At 68.4% G+C, this 19,893-nt stretch carries 13 protein-coding genes; 4 read left to right on the top strand and 9 right to left on the bottom strand.

What is annotated here, in order from left to right:
* Window positions 1-2: 2 nt before the first annotated feature.
* Both ACYU7G_RS15505 and ACYU7G_RS15500 read right to left on the bottom strand, forming a co-directional pair.
* Window positions 3-2,081, bottom strand: coding sequence for a PhoX family protein (locus ACYU7G_RS15505; RefSeq protein ID WP_461109404.1), 2,079 nt, complete (start codon window positions 2,079-2,081; stop codon window positions 3-5).
* Window positions 2,082-2,177: 96 nt separating this feature from the next.
* Complete coding sequence (locus ACYU7G_RS15500; RefSeq protein ID WP_461109402.1) at window positions 2,178-2,861, bottom strand: GNAT family N-acetyltransferase; 684 nt, start codon at window positions 2,859-2,861, stop codon at window positions 2,178-2,180.
* Between the two features lie 77 nt (window positions 2,862-2,938).
* On the opposite strand from ACYU7G_RS15500, the gene ACYU7G_RS15495 reads away from it, so the two are divergent.
* Together ACYU7G_RS15495 and ACYU7G_RS15490 are read left to right on the top strand one after the other, a co-directional pair.
* On the top strand, window positions 2,939-4,009 hold the full coding sequence (locus ACYU7G_RS15495; protein ID WP_461109400.1) for an NAD(P)-binding domain-containing protein: 1,071 nt from the start codon (window positions 2,939-2,941) through the stop codon (window positions 4,007-4,009).
* The gene (locus tag ACYU7G_RS15490) at window positions 4,006-6,366 is read left to right on the top strand and encodes an ATP-binding cassette domain-containing protein (protein ID WP_461109398.1); all 2,361 of its coding nucleotides are present in this window, start codon (window positions 4,006-4,008) and stop codon (window positions 6,364-6,366) included. The genes ACYU7G_RS15495 and ACYU7G_RS15490 overlap by 4 nt, the downstream gene beginning before the upstream one ends.
* Here ACYU7G_RS15490 and lnt read toward each other — a convergent pair.
* Window positions 6,344-7,930 carry an apolipoprotein N-acyltransferase gene (gene lnt, locus ACYU7G_RS15485; RefSeq protein WP_461109396.1) on the bottom strand — a complete coding sequence of 529 codons (1,587 nt, stop codon included), beginning with the start codon at window positions 7,928-7,930 and terminating at the stop codon, window positions 6,344-6,346. The genes ACYU7G_RS15490 and lnt overlap by 23 nt on opposite strands.
* Before the next feature lie 77 nt (window positions 7,931-8,007).
* Entirely contained in the window at window positions 8,008-9,288 is a 1,281-nt protein-coding gene (locus tag ACYU7G_RS15480) for an HNH endonuclease signature motif containing protein (protein ID WP_461109394.1), read from the bottom strand.
* 115 nt (window positions 9,289-9,403) lie between these two features.
* On the opposite strand from ACYU7G_RS15480, the gene ACYU7G_RS15475 reads away from it, so the two are divergent.
* A complete protein-coding gene (locus tag ACYU7G_RS15475) occupies window positions 9,404-9,814 on the top strand; it encodes a VOC family protein (protein ID WP_461109392.1) in 411 nt (136 codons plus the stop codon).
* Between the two features lie 374 nt (window positions 9,815-10,188).
* Here ACYU7G_RS15475 and ACYU7G_RS15470 read toward each other — a convergent pair whose 3' ends face one another.
* On the bottom strand, window positions 10,189-11,406 hold the full coding sequence (locus tag ACYU7G_RS15470) for an MFS transporter (RefSeq protein ID WP_461109390.1): 1,218 nt from the start codon (window positions 11,404-11,406) through the stop codon (window positions 10,189-10,191).
* A gap of 113 nt (window positions 11,407-11,519) precedes the next feature.
* On the opposite strand from ACYU7G_RS15470, the gene ACYU7G_RS15465 reads away from it, so the two are divergent.
* Window positions 11,520-11,765, top strand: a complete 246-nt coding sequence (locus tag ACYU7G_RS15465) for a hypothetical protein (protein WP_461109388.1) — start codon at window positions 11,520-11,522, stop codon at window positions 11,763-11,765.
* Window positions 11,766-11,988: 223 nt separating this feature from the next.
* On the opposite strand, the gene ACYU7G_RS15460 is transcribed toward ACYU7G_RS15465, so the two are convergent.
* The 4 genes from ACYU7G_RS15460 to pulA all read right to left on the bottom strand — a co-directional run bounded on the left by ACYU7G_RS15460 (window position 11,989) and on the right by pulA (window position 19,812).
* A complete protein-coding gene (locus ACYU7G_RS15460; RefSeq protein WP_461109386.1) occupies window positions 11,989-12,165 on the bottom strand; it encodes a hypothetical protein in 177 nt (58 codons plus the stop codon).
* Between the two features lie 39 nt (window positions 12,166-12,204).
* Entirely contained in the window at window positions 12,205-13,020 is an 816-nt protein-coding gene (locus ACYU7G_RS15455; RefSeq protein ID WP_461109384.1) for an alpha/beta fold hydrolase, read from the bottom strand.
* Between the two features lie 9 nt (window positions 13,021-13,029).
* Window positions 13,030-13,377 carry a hypothetical protein gene (locus ACYU7G_RS15450; RefSeq protein ID WP_461109382.1) on the bottom strand — a complete coding sequence of 116 codons (348 nt, stop codon included), beginning with the start codon at window positions 13,375-13,377 and terminating at the stop codon, window positions 13,030-13,032.
* A gap of 186 nt (window positions 13,378-13,563) precedes the next feature.
* Window positions 13,564-19,812, bottom strand: a complete 6,249-nt coding sequence (gene pulA / locus ACYU7G_RS15445; RefSeq protein WP_461109380.1) for a pullulanase-type alpha-1,6-glucosidase — start codon at window positions 19,810-19,812, stop codon at window positions 13,564-13,566.
* Between the last annotated feature and the right edge of the window lie 81 nt (window positions 19,813-19,893).

Below are 19,893 nucleotides of genomic sequence, written 5' to 3'. Positions count from 1 at the left end.
GGTCAGTTCCCGGTGCTGGGCAGCCCGGGACGGCTGGGCGTCGGGGACGGGGCCGGTGAGGGCACCGCGGTCTGGCTCGGGGACGAGCTGGGCGACGGCGACGGCGAGGGTGCGGGCGTCGTCGTGGCGGCCGGCCAGATGCTGACGATCGAAGGACGGGGCGTGGAGTCGCCGCCGTCGGGCCAGTGCGAGGTCTGGGCGTCGAACGAGGCCTCGTCACCCTCACCGGGGTGCTGGACGGCGATGTTGACCCGTCCGTCGGTGATCCACGGCCCGCAGCACTCCGAGTCCTTCGGGACGGACAGGAACTGGCGCACCCGGCCCCGGTGCTCGCCGTCGACGACCACCTCGTAGAGGCCGTCGTGCGCGCCGAGCTGGTTGCCGTCGGTGGAGATCCACAGGTTGCCGTTGGAGTCGAAGGCGACGTTGTCGGGGCAGGAGATGGGGGAGACCTGCGTCTTGTCGTAGCCGGCGAAGTAGGTGCTGGGGTCCGCGGGGTCGCCCGCCAGCAGCAGGATGTTCCAGCCGAAGGTGAGCGCGGCGTGGTCGTCCCCGTCGGCGATCATCTCGATGACGTGGCCGTGCTTGTTGGCCGAGCGCGGGTTGGGCGCGTCCACCTGCTCCTCGGTGCGGTTGGTGTTGTTGGTCAGCGCCATGTAGACCCGGCCGTTGACAGGGTTGGTCTCGACGTCCTCGGGGCGGTCCATCTTGGTGGCACCGACGGTGTCGGCGGCCAGGCGGGTGAACAGCAGCACCTCGGCGGCCGTGAAGCCCTCGACGAACGACTGGTCGTTGTGGACCAGCGGGATCCACTCGCCCGTGCCGTCTGTCCCGGCGCCGGCGTCACCGTCGAATCGCGCGACGTAGAGGGTCCCGAAGTCCAGCAGGTCCTCGTTGCCGGCGGCGCCGCCGTCGAGGTCCGCCACGTCGTCGGAGACGAACTTGTAGACGTAGTCGAAGCGCTCGTCGTCACCGGAGTAGATGACGGCCCGGCCGTCGGCCGCGATGGCCACGGTGCCCGCCTCGTGCTTGAACCGGCCGAGGGCCGTGCGCTTCCTGGGGGTGGAGGTGGGGTCGTACGGGTCGATCTCGACGATCCAGCCGAAGCGGTTGACCTCGTTCGGCTCCTGGGCGATGTCGAAGCGGTCGTGGAACAGTTCCCAGCCGCGCTCGCTCGCCCCGCCACGGATGCCGTAGCGGTCCAGCCGCGCGGCCGTGGTCTCGTCAGTGACCTGCTCCGCGTTTGCGAAGTACTGGTTGAAGTTCTCCTCGGCGGTGAGCCAGGTGCCCCAGGGCGTGAGGCCGCCGGCGCAGTTGTTCAGCGTGCCCCGCACGAGCGTGCCCGAGGGGTCCTCGGTGGTGCGCAGCAGTTCATGACCGGCGGCGTGCCCGGTGAGCTCGAACTCGCTCTCGCCGGTGAAGCGCCTGTTGAGCTCGTGGTCGACGATCGGGGTCAGGCGCCCGCTGCCGGACTCCTTCGCGACCGCCACCACCGACAGGCCGTGGGCGGCGATGCCGATGTTGACCTGCTCCTCGGTCGGGGCACCCTCGACGTAGTCGGGGAACATGATGTACTCGTTGGTGTACTCGTGGTTCACCATCATGATCTCGGTCTCGGCGTCCAGCTCGAAGAAGCCGAGGAAGTCGCAGTTGTAGCCGAACTGCTGGCTCTGTGCCGCGGCGGTCTGCGCCATCACGTCGAAGTCCGGGGCGGAGGAGAACAGCTTGTCACCCCAACGCATCACGATGTCCTGCTCCCACCCTTCGGGGATGAACACCGAGTCGGTGGCCTGCGGCGCGATGGCCTCGAAGTCGAACACCGGCTCCGCCGCGAACGCCGACGGTGCGGACCGGGCGGTCAGCACCGATCCCGCCACTGCGGCGGCACCGACGACGGCACCGGCCTTGAGGAAGCCGCGCCGGCTGACGGCGGTGGCGACGACGTCGGCGAAGTACTCGTTGCCCGAGGTGTTGGGCACCTCGTGGAAGCAGGCGTCGCCGCAGCGCATCCTGCAGGTCATCGAAGAGCGGTTGCCGTGTACGGGGGCGCCGAGGATCGGCAGCAGTTTGCGAAGGTGCATCGCGGAGAGTTCCTCTCGGGGTGGGATGACAACGTGTGCCAGCCAACCGGGGGAACAATAACTGCCGGGTACCTGCGGGTTAACACCCGTTGAACATCAGGTGATCGGCAGTGCCAACGTCTGCAGGTCCGTGGTCAACGACGTGGTCTGCATCCGCTTGCGGGCGATCGCCACCCGCTCCTGCAGCCCAACCTTCACACCGGGCCAGTCCTGGGCGAGGATCGAGTACACGACGGTGTCGCGCCACGTGCCGTCCAGCCGCCGCAGGTCGCGGCGCACGATGCCCTCGAACTGCGCCCCGAGCCGGGTGATGGCGCCCCGGGAGCGAGTGTTGTTGATGTCGGCCTGGATCTTCACCCGGCCGAAGCCGCAGTCCTCGAACGCGTGCTGCAACGTCAACAGCTTCGTCTCGACGTTGATGCCCATGCCCCAGAAGTTCCGCCCGATGAAGGTGCCACCGAGGTGAAGCTTCTCGTTGACCACGTCCATCTCGCTGAGCGAGGTGGTGCCTACGACGGTGCCGGGTTGGCCGAACATCGGATCCGCCAGCCGGATCACGTAGACGGCGGACCCACGCTCGAGTCTGCCGTTGATCCACGCCGTCGTCTCGGACAGGTCCGCATGGGGCCGCTCGAAGGGGTAGCCACCGCCACAGGCGCTGGCGTCGGACATGACCGTGAACAGGTCTGGGAGGTCGCTCTCGACGATCGGATCGAGGGACACGATGTCGCCCATCAGCGACTCGCCGGAGGGCCGGCGGCACAGGAAGTTGTGACTCACGCGGATCAGTATCAGGCCATGATGGCCCCGCTGCCAAATGGGGGAATTTTCCGGCCCCGAGACGCGTTCCAGCAGGTGTGGGACAAGTACTTTCATCAGTGGTGATCGGGGCCGGCCAAGCTGGCCTCTCGGCTGCCCACCACCTGCTCCGCATGGGCCTCGAACCGCGCGAGGAAGTGCTCGTCCTGGACGCCAACGACGCCCCCGGCGGTGCCTGGCAGCACAGGTGGCCCACCCTCACCATGTACGACGTCCACGGCGTCGCGGCCCTGCCCGGGGAGCAGGAGCCCTCCACCTCGCCCAAGGAGCAGGCCAACCTGGCGGTGCCCGCTTACTTCGCCTCCTACGAGGAGCGCTTCGGGATCCCCGTGGAGCGGCCCGTGCGCGTGGACCGGGTGGACTCGCTTGATGGACTGCTGCGCGTGCGGGCGGGGGAGCGGAGCTGGCTCACGCGCACCCTCGTCAACGCCACCGGCACCTGGAACCGCCCCTTCCTGCCCCACTACCAGGGCATCGAGACCTTCACCGGACGCCACCTGCACACCCACGGCTACCGCCACCCCGGCGAGTTCGCCGGGCAACACGTCGTCGTGGTGGGCGGGGGAGCCTCCGCGGTGCAACTCCTCGCCGAGGTCAGCGAGTACGCCTCCGGCACCACCTGGGTCACTCGGCGCGAGCCCATCTGGCGCACCGAACCGTTCACGAAGGAGGCCGGGCGGGCCGCCGTCGCCCTCGTCGAGGAACGCGTCCGGCAGGGCCTTCCCGCGCAGAGCGTGGTCAGTGTCACCGGCCTGATGCTGCGCGAGCAGGAGCAGCCCGCCTGGGACCGCGGCGTCTACGAGCGGCACCCGATGTTCGAACGCATCGACGGCGACGACGTCGTCTGGGCCGACGGCACCAGGCAGCACGCCGACGCCATCATCTGGGCCACCGGGTTCCGCCCCGACGTGGCCCACCTGGCGCCCCTCGGGCTCACGTCGCCGCTGGGCGGCATCCAGCTCGACGGCACGGAGGCGGTGGTGGATCCACGGGTCCAGTTGGTGGGCTACGGCCCGTCGTCGAGCACCATCGGTGCCAACCGGGCCGGTCGGGTTGCTGCGCGAAATGTCCTGCGACAACTGGCTGCGCGTGACACCATGGCTCGGTGAGCCACAAGCACCCTGCAGACAACCACGACCTGATCCGTGTCACCGGCGCGCGGGAGAACAACCTGAAGGACGTCTCAGTAGAGATCCCCAAGCGCAGACTCACCGTGTTCACGGGGGTCTCGGGCTCGGGCAAGAGTTCACTGGTGTTCAACACCATCGCGGCCGACTCCCAGCGCCTGATCAACGAGACCTACTCGGCGTTCCTGCAGGGCTTCATGCCCAACGTCGCCCGCCCGGACGTGGACCGCCTCGAAGGTCTCACCACCGCCATCATCGTGGACCAGGAACGGCTGGGCGCAAACCCGCGCTCCACCGTGGGCACGGCCACCGACGCGAACGCGCTGCTGCGGATCCTGTTCAGCAAGCTCGGCGACCCGCAGATCGGACCACCCAACGCCTACTCGTTCAACGTGCCCTCTGTGAGCGCCAGCGGTGCGATCACGGTCCAGCGCGGTGACAAGACCATCGCCGAGAAGGCCAGCTTCAACCGGCTCGGTGGCATGTGCTCGCACTGCGAGGGCAGGGGAGAGATCAGCGACTTCAACCTGGCCGCCCTCTACGACGAGGAGCTCTCCCTGAACGAGGGCGCCATCACCGTCCCCGGCTACAGCATGGAGGGCTGGTACGGCCGCATCTACCGGGAGTCGGGATTCTTCGACCCCGACAAGCCGATCAAGAAGTACAACAAGCGAGAACTGCACGACTTCCTCTACAAGGAGGCCACCAGGATCAAGGTCAGTGGCACGAACCTGACCTACCTCGGCCTGGTCCCGCAGATCCAGAAGTCCTACCTCTCCAAGGACGTGGAGGCGATGCAGCCCCACATCCGACGCTTCGTCGAGAGGGCAGTGGTGTTCGGGACCTGCCCGGAGTGCGACGGCACACGCCTGGCTCCGGAGGCCCGCTCGTCGAAGATCAAGGGCATCAACATCGCTGATGCCTGCGCCATGCAGATCACGGACCTGGCCAAGTGGGTCTCCGAACTCGACGAGCCCTCGGTGGCGCCGCTGCTGAACACGCTGGGCGAGACCCTGGACCACTTCGTGGAGGTGGGGCTCGGCTACCTCAGCCTGAACCGCCCGGCGGGCACGCTTTCCGGCGGTGAGGCGCAGCGCACCAAACTGATCCGGCACCTCGGTTCCTCCCTGACCGACGTCACCTACGTGTTCGACGAGCCCACCATCGGGCTGCACCCGCACGACATCGCGCGCATGAACAACCTGCTGCTGCAACTCCGCGACAAGGGCAACACCGTGCTCGTGGTGGAGCACAAGCCGGAGGTCATCGAGATCGCCGACCACATCGTCGACCTCGGCCCCCGGGCGGGTTCCAACGGCGGCGAGATCATGTTCGAGGGCGACCTCGCCGGGCTGCGCAGGAGCAAGACCCTGACCGGCGAGCACCTGGGTGACCGGGCGTCACTGAAGGGGTCGGTGCGCAAACCCACCGCTGCACTGGAGGTACGTGGCGCCAGCGCCAACAACCTCCGCGACGTCGACGTCAACATCCCGCTGGGCGTGCTGACGGTGCTGACCGGCGTCGCCGGCTCGGGCAAGAGCTCCCTGATCAACGGTTCGGTGGCCGATCGCGACGACGTGGTGATCATCGACCAGACCGCCATCCGCGGCTCCCGACGCAGCAATCCCGCCACCTACACGGGCATGCTCGAACCCATCCGAAAGGCCTTCGCCAAGGCCAATGGCGTCAAACCGGCACTGTTCAGCGCCAACTCGGAGGGGGCCTGCCCGACGTGCAAGGGGGCCGGTGTCATCTACATGGAGCTGGGCATCATGGCCACGGTCTCTACGCCCTGCGAGGACTGTGGCGGCAAGCGCTACGCACCGGATGTTCTGGACTACGAGCTTGGCGGCAAGGACATCAGCGAGGTTCTCGCCATGTCTGTGGACGAGGCTGTCGAGTACTTCTCCGACGGCGACTCCAAGGTTCCTGCCGCCCACAAGATCCTGGTCCGGCTCGCCGACGTGGGCCTCGGCTACCTGCTGGTGGGGCAGCCGCTCACCACGCTCTCCGGTGGCGAGCGGCAGCGCCTGAAGCTGGCCAACCAGATGGGCGACAAGGGAGACATCTACGTGCTCGACGAGCCCACCACCGGCCTGCACCTCGCCGACGTCGAGAACCTGCTGGCCCTGCTGGACCGGCTGGTTGACGCCGGGAAGTCCGTCATCGTCGTGGAGCACCACCAGGCGGTCATGGCGCATGCCGACTGGATCATCGACCTCGGGCCCGGTGCCGGACACGACGGCGGCACCGTGGTCTTCGAGGGCACTCCGGCGGACCTCGTGGCGACGGCCAACACCACCACGGGGCAGCACCTCAAGGCCTACGTCGGCTCCTGAACCGCGCTGCCGCTAGGAGCGCCACGGCAGCCACCGACGCCAGGGTGACCGCGAGTTCCACGGGCCCGGCGAAGGTGGCGGCGGGCGTGGTGCCGCTCCGGGTCGGGACGACCTCGACGCCGTGCGCCGCACCGGGCCCCGTCTCCCGCCACAGCACCTCGCCGGAGGGGCCGATCAGGCCACTGACACCGCTGGTGGTCACTACGAGGATCTCGCGCCGCAGCTCCGCGGCCCGGGCCCTGGTGATGGCGAACTGCTGCTCGATCTGAGCGGTGCCCTGGTACATGGCGTTGCTCGACTGCACCACGAGCAGCTCCGCGTCCGCCACGTCGTGGACGTATGGGTCGAAGATGACGTCGTAGCAGACCAGGACACCCAGGCGCAGGGGCAACCCGTCCGCCAGCTCCACGTCGAGGAGTCCCGGTTCCGTGCCGGCCACCGACTGTGCGCCGACGTACCTCAGCTGCGGGATCAGTGGCAGCAGCACGTCGCGGAACGGGATCCACTCCCCGAACGGGACGATGCCGCGCTTGACGTAGGTGGCTTCGACGGCGCCTTCGGGCGTGGTCCAGCGGCTCACGGTCTGGCGCTCCTCTGGGCCGGGGCCCTCCACGACTGATCCCACGAGCACCGGTGTGTCGACTGCTTCCACCGCGCTTCGGACGAGCATGCCGGTGGTCTCGTCACGGTCTGGGTCCAGGTCCGTGGAGTTCTCCGGCCAGACGACGAAGTCTGGCGCCGGAAGCTGTCCGGCAGACACCTCGTCGGCCAGCGCTCTGGTGGCCTGGGCCTGGTTGGTGGTGATGGTGCGGGCCGGTCCCAGCCCGTACACCCCACCGCCGGGAGCCCCACCCTGGACCCAGCCGACCGCCGTCGTGCCCGACTGGGTCGCCGCCGACACGGCGCCGCCCAGGACCGCTGTCGCGGCGATCACCACCACGAGTGCCGCTGTGGTCGTGATCCGTCGCGGCGTGAGCTGCTCGAACAGCCACACGAGGAAGGTCCCGAGCAGCGCGGTCACGAGACCGACACCGACCACCCCGACCAGCGGCAGCAACCCCGCCAGCGGGGAGTCAACCTGGGTGTAGCCGAGCCGAAGCCACCCGAACCCACCGAAGGGGAACCGTGCGGCGGCGAAGTCGATGGCCACCCAGCAGCCCGCCGCGAGGAGGGGCCACCACCGGGTCTGCTGACCGGCCTTGATCATGACAGCGAGCAGGACGTACCAGAGCGACACCACCAGGATCAGACCGATGGTGGCGGCCAGGTCGATGACATGCATCCAGTTGATGGTGAAGGTGGTGAGCGCCATCCCGAACGCCGCCCCGACGGCAGTGGCAGCCCGCAGCCCTGTGGCGCGGCGGACGGCGAGGACGAGACCGGCGACGCCGACTGGGACCAGGGGCCACCAGCCCAGCGGTGCGAATCCTGTGCCGACAGCCAAGCCTGAGACCAACGCGATTGCCAGCAGCAAGGGGAAGTCGATCCGGGAGGGCAATGGGGTCGGGGGAGGGGCGGCAGGCTCACCGGCAGCCCGCACGTCGGCGACGGCCACCGTGGTCATGGGACCAAGCGTAGTAGCGGCTGCCGCTGACCCAAACCGGGCCTCCTGTCGGCGGAATCCCGCGCCCAGCCACCGGGTCAGCCGGTGGGTGGGTAGGTGTCGTCTTCGAGTGGTGCTGGTTGGTTGGGTTCGAAGTAGACGCAGGTGACGTCCAGGGGTGTACCCCGCAGAGGGGTCGGTCCTGGTGGTGGGTGTTGGGTGGGTGGCACGGTTTCGGGGTGTTGGATGGTCAGTGGCCAGCCGTGTGGGTTCTTGAAGACCAGTCCGGTGGGTGTGGTTGGGTCTCCGTGGATGCTGAATCGGTCTTGGTGGTGTTCGCGGTGGTGTCTGGGGCAGAGGGAGACGAGGGTGTCTATGTCTGTGGTGCCGCCTTTGCTCCAGTGGGTGATGTGGTGGTTCTCGAGGAAGTGGGTGGTGGTGCAGCCGGGGTAGCGGCAGCCGCCGTCGCGGTCCTCGATCAGCCGGCGGGTGCGCTCTGGGACGATGCGCTGGCTTCGACCGACTGAGACTGGTTTGGCGTCGGTGTGCCACACGGGCCGGATCTTCCCGTCGCAGGTGACGTGGCGGAGGAGGTGTTGGGGGAGTGCGCCCTTCTTGCTGAGCCAGCCGTTGCCGTCGGTGTCCATGTTGATGTGGATGCGGTAGTGGTCGAGGCGGGACTTGCTCTCCACCGCGTGGAGCGACCGGTTGACTACTTCAAGGAGCGCGTCGGCGTAGGTGGCTTCCGTGTTGCCGGCGGTGAACAGGGCGTCTTTTGCTTCCTTGATGGCGTTCTTGACCAGGGCTCCGTCGAGGGCGTTGGCCTCGAAGCGCAGGTGGAATCGGCCGTCGACGGTGTACATGTCCAGTTCGGGCCCATCGTCGACTGGTTCCAACGGTCGTTCGTCTTCGGGCAGGGCGGCGACGATCTCGTCGTAGGGGGTGATGTCCTCGGGTGGCTTGGGTGGGGTGAATTGGCGCTTGTTCAGCGCGCGCCGCAACTGGGGCACGGTGGTCATCGCCACCATTTCTTCGGAGACGGACTGCACGTACTGGTCGGGGACGTTTTGGGCGACGACGGCGGCCTGGTCCAGGCTGACTTGGCCGGTGCGCATCCGTTGCACCATGCCGGTCATTTGTTCTGGGCGTTGTGCGAGGGCGATGACTTCGGAGGCGCGGGCGGGGGAGAGTGCGCAGTAGACCATCAGCCAGTGCTCGGGTGAGCGGACGCCGTCGCCGGCCCAGGTGCGGGTCTTGACGAGGTGGGTGGCGAGTTCGACGAGGTCTGCGTTGACCTGTGCCATCTGGGCGGCCAGCACCCCGGCCCGGCTGGTCATCGCGATCCAGCGGTCCAGGTGGTGGTTGGCTTCCTCGTCCATGACCTAATAGTACACCAGTTCGAATACTAGGGGAAGGGCTCAGCGAACTTCTCGATTTCCAAACAGTGTGTCGTCAACCACTGACAACAGCGAGCGACCCAGTGATACTGGGGCGATGACATCGTTCATCAGTCACACGACCGTCGACGCCGACAACGCCTACGAGTTGTCCGAGTGGTGGAAGCAACTGTTGGGCTACGTAGACCTGCCCGGTGATCCGAACGAGCCTGGACACGAGGAATGCATGATCCAACGGCCCGACGGCGGTCACCAGATCCTGTTCATCGAGACGCCGGACGAGAAGCTCACGAAGAACCGTCTGCACTTCGACCTGCGTCCGGCTGAGGGAAATCGCGACGATGAAGTGCGCAGAGTGCTGGAACTCGGCGCCACGCAGTTGGCTGACCTGCGCAAGCCTGACGGGACCGGATGGGTGGTCCTTGCAGACCCTGAGGGCAACGAGTTCTGCATCCTGCGCTCGGAGGCGGAGATGGCCGCCCAGAGCCACCCGTCAGTGGGCTCCTGACGGCCATCTGACCCCTAGGCCAATATGTCCGATAAGCAGCATTATGTCACCTCGTGAAGGATTGCCCCTGTTGAAGCTGCTGAACAGCGCCGCTCTCCTGCTCGTCGTGGGTGCGCTGGTGTTGATGATGCTGCCGACGTACGCGATGACTTGGGGACAAGGCATGGGTCGGCATCCCGGGTCTCGTCGCGGCCGTCCTTCTCGCCCTGTTCAGCTATGACTCCGACTACGCCAGTTTCGTCACCGCAGCCGGAGTGTGGGTTGCTCCCATGGTCGGTCTCGCGGGGGCAACGGCTCTTCCTTCGTGGTGGTTGGGCCAACGCATGCGTACTACCTAGACGCACCAGAGATGTGCCCCCGTGACAGATCCGAACTCAGGAGGCCTCCGCCAACTGGGTGACGTCAGTGCCCACCGGCTGCCGGCGCGGTGCGCGTGTCAGGAGCGGCAGGATGACGCCGACGACGGCGATCGCTCCCATGACGCTGTAGGCAAGGCGGAAGTCGCCGGTGATGCCCACGAGGCTGGAGGCGGCAAGCGGGCCGAGCACGCCGGCCACGGACCAACCAACCAGGACCAGGCCGTAGATGGCGCCGGCGTGGGTGAGCCCGAAGAACTCCCCCGCCGCCGCGGGAAGGCTGCCGAATGCACCGCCGTAACAGAGGTAGACGGCGGCTGCGAGCGCGAGAAAGGCGATGCCCGTGGTGTGCGGGAGGGCCATCAGCGAGATGCCGAGCAGGCCCAGGATCCCTGCCAGCGCAGGCAGTGGGCCGAACCGCTGCGCGACCGCGGCCCAGGCGATCCGGCCGGCGCCGTTGAACAGCGCCAGGCCGCCCACCACCGTCGCGGCCGCGGCTGCGCTGAAGCCGCCTATCTCGACGGATGCCGTGGCCATCATGGACACCAGCGAGATGCCTGCGGCGACGGCCACCGCGAGCATTGCCGTCAGGGCGTACCACTGCGGCGTCCGGAGGGCCTCCCGCACGGTGTAGTCCCCCGCTGCGGCCGTCGCAGCGGCGCCGGAGGCAGGCGGGGTGAACATGAGCAGGGATCCGAGCACGCCCAGGACCAGGTAGGCCGCACCCAGCGGGAGGAACGCCGCGGCCGGCGCCTCGGGAGACGCCTCCAGCATTCGCTGCGCCACGGGCGACGTCAGGGTGGCACCGAAGCCGAAACCACCGACCGCGAGGCCGGTTACCAAGGCACGCTTGCCCGGGAACCACTTCTGGAGCAACGCAACCGGAACGATGTAGGCCATTCCCAACCCGAAGCCGCCGATGACCCCGTAGCCGAGTACGAGGAGCCAGAAGTCCTCCGCTCCCCTGGCGGCGGAGGCAATCATCAGGCCACCCGCGTAGACGCAGCTGCCCACCAGGGCGACCATCCTCGGGCTGCTGCGGTCCTGCAGCCTGCCGCCGACCGACGTTCCGATGAAGATCATGCCGATGGCGACCTCGAACGGAACCGCCGCCTCCACGGCGCCCAGCTGCATGGCCTCCGGGGACTGGAGGGCATGTCCGAACAGGCTCCAGGAGTAGACGCCTCCCACCACGAGCTGGATGAGGACGCCACCTGTCAGGGCTAGGAATCGCACGTTCAGTGATTCTGCCGCACCCCCATCCCGACCTTGCGGGCGGGGTCGCCCACGGGGAGCACGCGCCGTCGGCATGGGCTCCCCCGCGGCAGGCAAGGCCTAGGATCATCCCCATGGCACTCTCTCGTGACGAAATGATCAAGATCCTTGCCGAGGCGGATCCGGTGGGCCTGATCGCAGCCGGCTCGCCGCGTGACGAGTACGCCGCGGAGGCCGACGAGATCCTGGCGCTGCGCGGTATTCCCCAGGTCACCGAGATCACGGGCGTCTTCGCCGTCAGCTTCAGCGAACCAGGCGCCTGCACCAGGGAGACTGCCCGATGGATCACCGAGGAGATGGCGCGCCGTTCAAGCGACTGAGGTCTCATGTGGCCGATGTCTCGGAAGACCTCGCGTCAATGGGGGCCAGATGATATCGACCGACTCCTTGCCCGCGATGACTTTCACGTAGCGGAGCCCGACAAGGAGCGGGCGTACATAATTCACCATTTGGAGCAGGCTCAAGCGTTCACTCAGTCATTGCAGGAACGCGGGTGGGGGCTCGCACACACCATCGGTTAGGGTCTCAGGGAATGCCACCTGGTCATTCAGTCTCGTCGCGCTCCCACTTGTCCAGTGACTCCTCGCTCTCCTGTGACTCAGGATTCCGGCCCGCGTCCGGGTTGTCCCTGCCGGCTTCCTCCTCGGAGCGGCGCAGCGGGGCGTCCTTGACCTGCAGCTCGTCGTCGTCACCGGGCTTCGGGATGTCTTGGGTGCTCATGGACCTCAGACTCGCACACGCCCGGGTCGGCAACGATCGTCACTGCAGGCGAAGTGCCTCCCTGATCGCGGGCCACGCACGCTCCCCGAGCCTGCGGGCCGCGCCCGCGTCACCGCCGACGGCGTAGGGTCGCCTCCCGTCCGGTGCGACCTCCCCCGGCAGGACCACCTGGTGACCGGCTCCCGGGTCCGTGACCAGGGCAGTCTGCAGCTCCAACGGGCCACGGAGCGCGGCCAGCCTCTCGGCGTGGGCGAGGCTGGGCCAGACTTGGTCGTCGCCACCGGCCACCAGGACGAGTTCCCCGGTGAACTGTACGGCAGGGATCCGTGCTGAAGTCAGCGTCGACTCCCCCGCCGCACCTCGGCTGGCCTCGTACCACGGCGTGAACGCCACTGGTGATGCCTCGGGCTCCCAGTCCCGCCGCATAGGGACGAACGGGACCGGCTCCCCGCGCCAGGTCCACTTGCTGCGCGGCTCATCGGACTCGCGGTCACGATGGCCCTCCCAAGCCACGTCCGTCGGCGAGATCGCCACCACGGCTGCCACGCGCGGCTCCCTGACCGCGGTCAGCAGCGCCGCCTCGGCCCCGTAGGAGAGTCCGACGATGGCGAGCCGAGTGCACTCCCCCGCCAGGAGGTCGAGCGCCGCCGTGAAGGTCTCGAGCGGCACTTCGAGCGGCGACGGTGGCTGTCCAGGGCCGCCGAACCAGCGCAATGCCAGCGCGGTGGCTCCGTGCTGGGCAAGAAGTTCAGCACGAGCGGTGTCCATCCGTCCGCTCGAGCCTGCCAGCACCAGCACACCGGTGCCGTTCGGGCTTTCGGGACGGACGAGGTGGAAGTTGTCGGCATGGGGCACGTGCCAACGCTATCCCGGGCGGACGGCACCTCGCTGCTCGGCAGTCCGGCTACGTGCATGCAGGTCCCAGCCGGCTGCCACGATCGCGACCACCCCGAAGATCACCGCCGACAGCAGGAACACCCCGATCGAGAAGCCGGTGATGATGGCGAGCACCAGCATGGTTCCGGTGCCGAACCCGATGGATATCACCGCCACGGCGTCGCGTCGCAGCAGCAGTGTCACGAGCGCCAAACCCGCAGCCACCGGCGGGACCAGCACCCAGGCGTTGCCTCCGAGGACCAGACCCGTGATGGCCCACAGACAAGCCACGACGAACGCGACCCCGAAACAGACCACCGCCACGACCCTCGACATCACAACCACTCCCTCGTGATCTGATGCCCCGAGTCTACGCCGCCCGCGCTAGAACTTCCGCTGCGAGACCCCGATGGCGCCCACCAGCACCGGGACGAACGACAACGCGTAGACGAACATCCCACCGTCGGCCTCGTCGAGCGCGCCCAACACGGCATAGCCGCTTGAACTCGTCCTCGACGTGGCTCATCGGAAGCGCACGATGTTGTTGAAGACCCACCCCTGGCCGCGGAAGAAGGACCGATTGCCGGAGGCGTCCAGTCCCGAGTTGATGAACCCGGACCAGGCATAGCTGCGGCAGCCGCCCCGCCCCGTGGCAGCGGTGTCGCACTCGGTGCGCCACCTGCGCCCGTCCGCGGCGGTCCACTCCCCCGCGTACCCGAGCGGATTGGCGGCCCACTGGGAGCGCTTCATCATCGGCAGGTATGTCAGGTTGTTGAAGTACCAGCCGTTGACCTGCGCATACGCCTGTCCGTTGAACACCACCTGCGTGGCCAGGATCTCGGTGCGGCACCGGATGGTCTGCGAGTAGGGCTCGCAGGTGGTGAACCACTGCCGCCCGTTCACCCGGTGGTAGCCAGGCGTGGAGTACAGGTCACCGTGCGGGTCGTACCAGCCCGGCACCGACGCAGAGGCGCTCGGCTCCGGCGACGGGGACGCGCTCGGGTCAGGCGAGGGCGACACACTCGGCGACGGCGACGGGCTCGGCTCCGGCTCCTCCACCGCAGCCTCCACCAGCAGCGCGGCGGTGCGCGCCGGGATGGTCAGTTCGCCACCCACCGCGACCCACGCCGTCGCCTTGACCACCTCGTCGGCACCGTCGGCCTGGATCGGGCTGAGCGCGTACTCGCGCCCGGCGAGTTCGGGCACGGCGACGGTGATCTCCTCGGGCGTCGCGTTGATGGCGACGAGCACCCCGTCGAGTTCCGGGTCCACGTCCACGGCGTGCTCGGCGCCGCGGTCGTCGACGGCCATCAGCACCAGGCCGGGCACCGCGTCGGCCCCGGACCCGGGGAACGAGACCCGCTCCCGGACCAGGTCTGCCGAGCCGAGGGTGAGCAACGGCGTCGACTTGCGCAGCCGCAACAGGTCCAGGGCCTGCGCGAACGACTCCTCCATGGCGGCGGTATCGGGATCAAGCGCGGGGTTCTCGAGCAGCGGGCCCATGATCGGCCACTTGTCGCCGTTCTTCTCCTCCACCGGCAGCCCGGAGCCGAAGGTGTTGGTCTCCAGACTCCAGTCCACGGCGTTGAAGTGGTCGCCGGAGTTGTAGGAGTCGCGGTCCAGCGACTTCGAGCGCAGGATCTCGGTACCGGCGTGCCAGAACGACGGCGACTGTCCCAGCGCGACGGTGGCCAGGGAGACGGTGTTCATCCGCACCCTGTCGGCCATCGAGGTGTCGACTGGCAGCTTCATGATGCCGAGGTCGTAGAGGGTCTCGTTGTCGTGGGCGTCGACGTAGTTCACCGACTCCTGCGGTTGGCTCGCGTAACCGGCCGGCTGGCCGTTGTAGTCCAGCTCGTCGCCGCGCTTCTCGTTGCCGTCGGAGGCCACGAAGGCGTAGTCGGACAGGTTCCCGGCCATCCCGATGCGCACCAGGTCCGCCTGGTGCTGCAGGGTGGCTAGCTGCTCGGCCTCGGTGGCCCCGCTCAGCCCGTTGGGGTCTGTGTAGAGGCCGGTGCCGAAGCCCTGGTTGACGCGGTGGTCCTCGTCGAAGGGGCCACCGCCGTGGACTGCGTCACGGAGCCGGTCGTTGAACGCGCCGATCCCGGTGTCGCCGAGCTGGCCCTGGGTGGCCTGTTCGAACTGGGCGTTGCCCGCCACCTCGCCGAAGTCCCAGCCCTCGCCGTAGAGGTAGATGGCAGAGCCGTCGACGCCGTCGTCGGCCGGGGTGAGCTCGTCCAGGGCGGCCCGGACGGCCTCCATGTTCTGGCGGGAGTGGTGACCCATGAGGTCGAAGCGGAAGCCGTCCACCTTGTAGTCACGCGCCCAAGTCACCACCGAGTCCACCATCAGCTTCTCGGCCGCGGCGTGCTCGGTGGCGATGTTCTGGCAGCACGTGGAGGTCTCCACGGTGCCGGCCGCCGACAGGCGGTGGTAGTACCCGGGAACCACCTTGTCCAGGACGGAGCGTTCGCCCTGCCCGGACTCGGCGGTGTGGTTGAACACCTGGTCCAGGACCACCTGCAGGCCGGTGGCGTGCAGGGCCCCCACCATCTCCCGGAACTCGTGGGTTCGGTTCCCGCCCAGCTGGTTGGCGTCGGTGGCATACGAGCCCTCCGGCGTCGTGTAGTGGTACGGGTCGTAGCCCCAGTTGAAGGCGTCCTGGTCCGCGACTGCAGCGACGGCGGCCTGCTGCTCGGGCGAGGCCGGCCCGGCGTCGGGGATTACCGGGGTCACCTGCAGCGAGCGGTCCTCCTCGATGGTGGCGATGTCGAAGGTGGGCAGCAGATGCACCGTGTCGATCCCGGCCTCGGCCAGTTGCGCGAGGTGCTGCATGCCGTCCGAGTCCGTCCGGGTGAATGCCTTGTAGGTGCCCCGCTCGGCCTCCGGGACCGTCTCGTCGGCGATGGAGAAGTCACGTACGTGCAGTTCCCAGATGGTCCGGGAGGCGTCGTTGCGAACCTCGGGCGACGGTGTGTCGCTCCACTGCGCCGGGGCCAGTTCGGGGTCGGTCAGGTCCACGAGGACGGAGCGCTCCGAGTTCAGCGTGAGCGCCAGTGAGTAGGGGTCGGTGACCTCGTTGGTGACCACCGCGTCCTCGGACGGGACGTAGACGTCGATGGCCCACAGGTACTGGGCGTCCTTCCAACCGGCCTCTCCGGTCACCGCCCAGGTGCCGTCGTCGGCCCTGGTGGCCGGCTCGACGACGGGGTCACCCGCGCCGTCAGCGGGCCAACGCAGCAGCGAGACGGACGCCGCCGTCGGTGCCCAGACCCGCAGCGTCGGGACGTTGCCGTCCCAGACCGGGCCGAGTTCCACGTCGGTCAGCGCCTCGGCATACAACTCGTCGAGCACCCAGGGGATCTGCACCGACGTGGCGGCGCGCGGCTCCTCGTCCTGGGTGGCGGCGACGACGAGTTCACCGCCGACCACTTCCTCGGCCACATCCGGGTCCAGGGTCAGCGCGATGTAGTCCGACAGGTGCGGGTACTGCTCCACCAGCGTGGCGGACAGGTCCCCGGCGTAGGTGAGGGTCACCGACTCCCCACCGGCCACTCCCCCATCGACGGTGAGGTCACCGTCGGCGTCGTGGTGCAGGGACCAAGTGAACGAGGAGAGGTCGCCGGGCACGAGCGACCGCGGCCATGCGATCACCTCGGGCGTCAGCCACTGCGCCCAGGCCTGGCCGACTCCGGCCAGCGGCGGGTTGGCCACCTCGATGGTCAGCGCGTGCGTGGTCTCGTCGTAGGTGATGGTCACCACTTCACCGGCACCGGTGCTGACCAGGTAGTTGGGACCGTCGGGCACTCCGCCGACGCCGTAGTTCTCGTCCCAGGAACCGCCCACGGCGGCCTTGATCTCGTAGCTGCCGGCAGGGAGCTGGTCCGTGCTGTAGGTCCACGTCCCATCCCCGAGGGGACGCATCGCGGTGGCCAGGCAGTCCGGCTGCCAGTCACCCGGGCATCCCAGCGCTGCCTGCCAGCTTCCGGGCAGGGTCACGACGTCGGAGACCGGGACCACCCAGGACAGCTTTGTGTCGGGGTCGTGGAAGAACCGCAGGGGGCTGCCGTCGGTGGTGTAGGTCAGATTGTCACCACCGGGGACGCCGCCGGCGCCGTAGTTCTCGTCCCAGGAGCCGCCGTAGGCCACCTTCCACTCGTAGCTGCCGGCGGGGATGGTGAACACCCCGGTGTAGAGGCCGGAGTTCTCGTCCAGAACCAGGCCCGCCTGGTCGCAGTCCGGGGACCAGTCCGCGGGGCAGCCCATGGCCGCGTTGTGGCTGCCCGGGATGGTGACGTCGGAGCCACCGGGCTCCTCGGGACCAGCAGCCGGGGTCAGGCTGAGGTCCTGCCCCACCCACACCAGCGCCGAGTCACCGGCCAATCCGTCCACGTCCGCGAGCACGGCCCGCACCTCGAGCGGCGTTCCGATGGGGAACTGCGAGAAGTCCGCGTACACGCGCGGGGTGTCGTCCTCGGCCACGCCGATGGTCTCGAACACGGCCCCGTCGGCCAGGGTGCGGTGGGCGAAGGTGGTCTCTGCCCAGCGGTCGTCGTCGACGGTGGCGGCCAGTGGGAACAGGTCCCCACTGACGGAGGCTCCGTGGGGCAGGTCCAGCGTCACCTCACCGGACCCGGCCGCCACCTGTCGGTCGGCCAGCAGCACCATCGCGGACAGTGCCGGCACCTCGAGGGTGACCGAGCCGTCGGCATCGGCGGTGACGACGTCGCCCCCGCCGTGGATGGGCGTGTAGGTGGCGCCGGGGGTGAGGGTGTTGAACGTCGCGGTGCTGGGAGCCGTGGCGTTGTTCAGCGCCACCAGGTACTCCAGCTTCTGGTCCGCGGCCACGCGGGAGAGGGCATAGATGCCGGCGCCGTCGGCGGCGAAGCGCTCGTACTGCGCGCCGTCCGCGAGCGCAGGGTGTGCCGCGCGGAGGGCCGCGAGGTCCTCGATGGCCGCGTACAGCGTGGTGTCGGTGGCGTAGCGGTCAGCATCGCCGAGGGTGGTGCCGTCGAGCAGCGGCTGGTCCTGGTACATCGGGACCTGGCTGCCGAACAGGCTCTGGCGGGCGGCCTTGTCTCCCCCGGAGCCGGCGAAGCCCTGCTCGTCGCCGTAGTAGACCACCGGTTGGCCACGGGTGAGGTACATCAGTTCGTGGGCCAGCAGGGAGCGCTGCTCGGGCTGGTCGGAGCCAGCGACGAAGTACCCGATGCGGCCCATGTCGTGGTTGCCGAGGAACGTGGGGATGGCGGCCGCCGACGAGTCGGCCGTGAGGTAGAGGTCGTCGCCGGCGAACAGCGCGGACAGTCCCCTGGTGGTGAACCCCTTCGCGAAGTTGGTGGCCGCGGACTGGAAGGCGAAGTCCAGCGTCGCGTCCATGTCCGAGTTGCGCACGTAGGGAGACAGCAGCCCCGGGTCGGCGTCGTAGACCTCGCCGAACATGAAGAAGTCCGGGTTGACCTGCTGCGCGTACGCGGAGATCTGGGCCGTCCACTCCTGCCAGAACTCGAAGTTCACGTGCTTGGCCGTGTCGATGCGGAAGCCGTCGATGCCGAGGTCCATCCAGTCCTTGTAGATCTCCACCATGCCGTCCACCACCTGCGGGTGCTCGGTCATGAGGTCGTCCAGGCCGACGAAGTCACCCATGGTCACCGACTCCCCCTCCCACGTCGAGTCACCGCGGTTGTGGTAGAGCGTGACGTCGTTCAGCCACTCCGGCGTCTTGGTCACGCCCTCGCGCCGCACGGGCGTGTAGGGGAACGACGTCTCGGCGTCCAGCGCGGGCCATTCGTCGCTGCCGGCCATTGCGGTGATGTCGATCTCGTTGCCGTCGGCGTCCCGGTACGGCGAGGTGGCGGTGTCCACGTAGTCGTAGCTGCCCTCGGCGTACTCGATGCCGTCGGCCGTGTGGTTCACGATGATGTCGAAGTACACCTTGATGCCGCGCGCGTGGGCCAGCTCGATCAGCTCCTCGAGTTCCGCGTTGGTGCCCAGGTGCGGGTCGATCGAGGTGAAGTCCGTGGTCCAGTAGCCGTGGTACCCGGCCGAGGCATCCGCACCGGAGCCCTGCACGGGGTTGTTGGTGAACGACGGCGTGAGCCAGATCGCCGTGGTGCCCAGGCCCTCGATGTAGTCGAGTTGCTCGACGAGCCCGGCGAGGTCGCCGCCGTTGTAGAAGGCCTCGCTGGTGGGGTCGAAGCCATGGGCCAGGCGATCGCCGTCGATGCCGCCGGTGTCGTTGGTGGCGTCCCCGTTGGCGAACCGGTCGGTCATGACGAAGTAGAAGTTCTCGACCTCGGCGTTGCGCACGGCGGGCTGGGCGATGTCAGCGTCCTCCGCGATGCCCTCGCCGTCGGCCAGCGTATCCGCCGTCACGCCGATGCGCTGGGCAGACGAGTCGAACCAGAAGGTGAGGTCCGTCTCGGCGGGCAGGTTCAGGCGGGCATTGCTCCCCGGGTCGTTGTTCGGGCCGTAGGAGGTCTCCCAGTTCGGGTCCAGCACCACCTTGAACTCGTGCTCCCCGGCAGGCAGGGTGAACGTGTTGGAGTAGATCCCGCTGCCGGGTTCGGTCTCGGTGAGCTCGGTGTTGCGGCAGTCTGCCTGCCAGTCTCCCGGGCAACCCAGAACGCCCTGGAACGAGCCGGCGACGATCGGGTCGCCCTCAGCCGCACGCGCGGGGGTCCCGGCGACTGGTGCGATGACGCCGGCCAGCGCCAGCGGGATTGCGGCGAGCAACGCCAGGGTGCGTCGGGGTGCAGTGGTGCGAGGCACGGGAGACTCCTTCGTCTTGCGAGAACTGATGCAGATACTAGGCACACCCGCGGCTCGCCGCGCCGTTTCCGAGAAACTTCT

It is taken from the genome of Tessaracoccus terricola (genome assembly GCF_054776555.1).
Note: the sequence above shows the minus strand (reverse complement) of the source record. Positions and strands in the feature narration are given on the sequence as shown.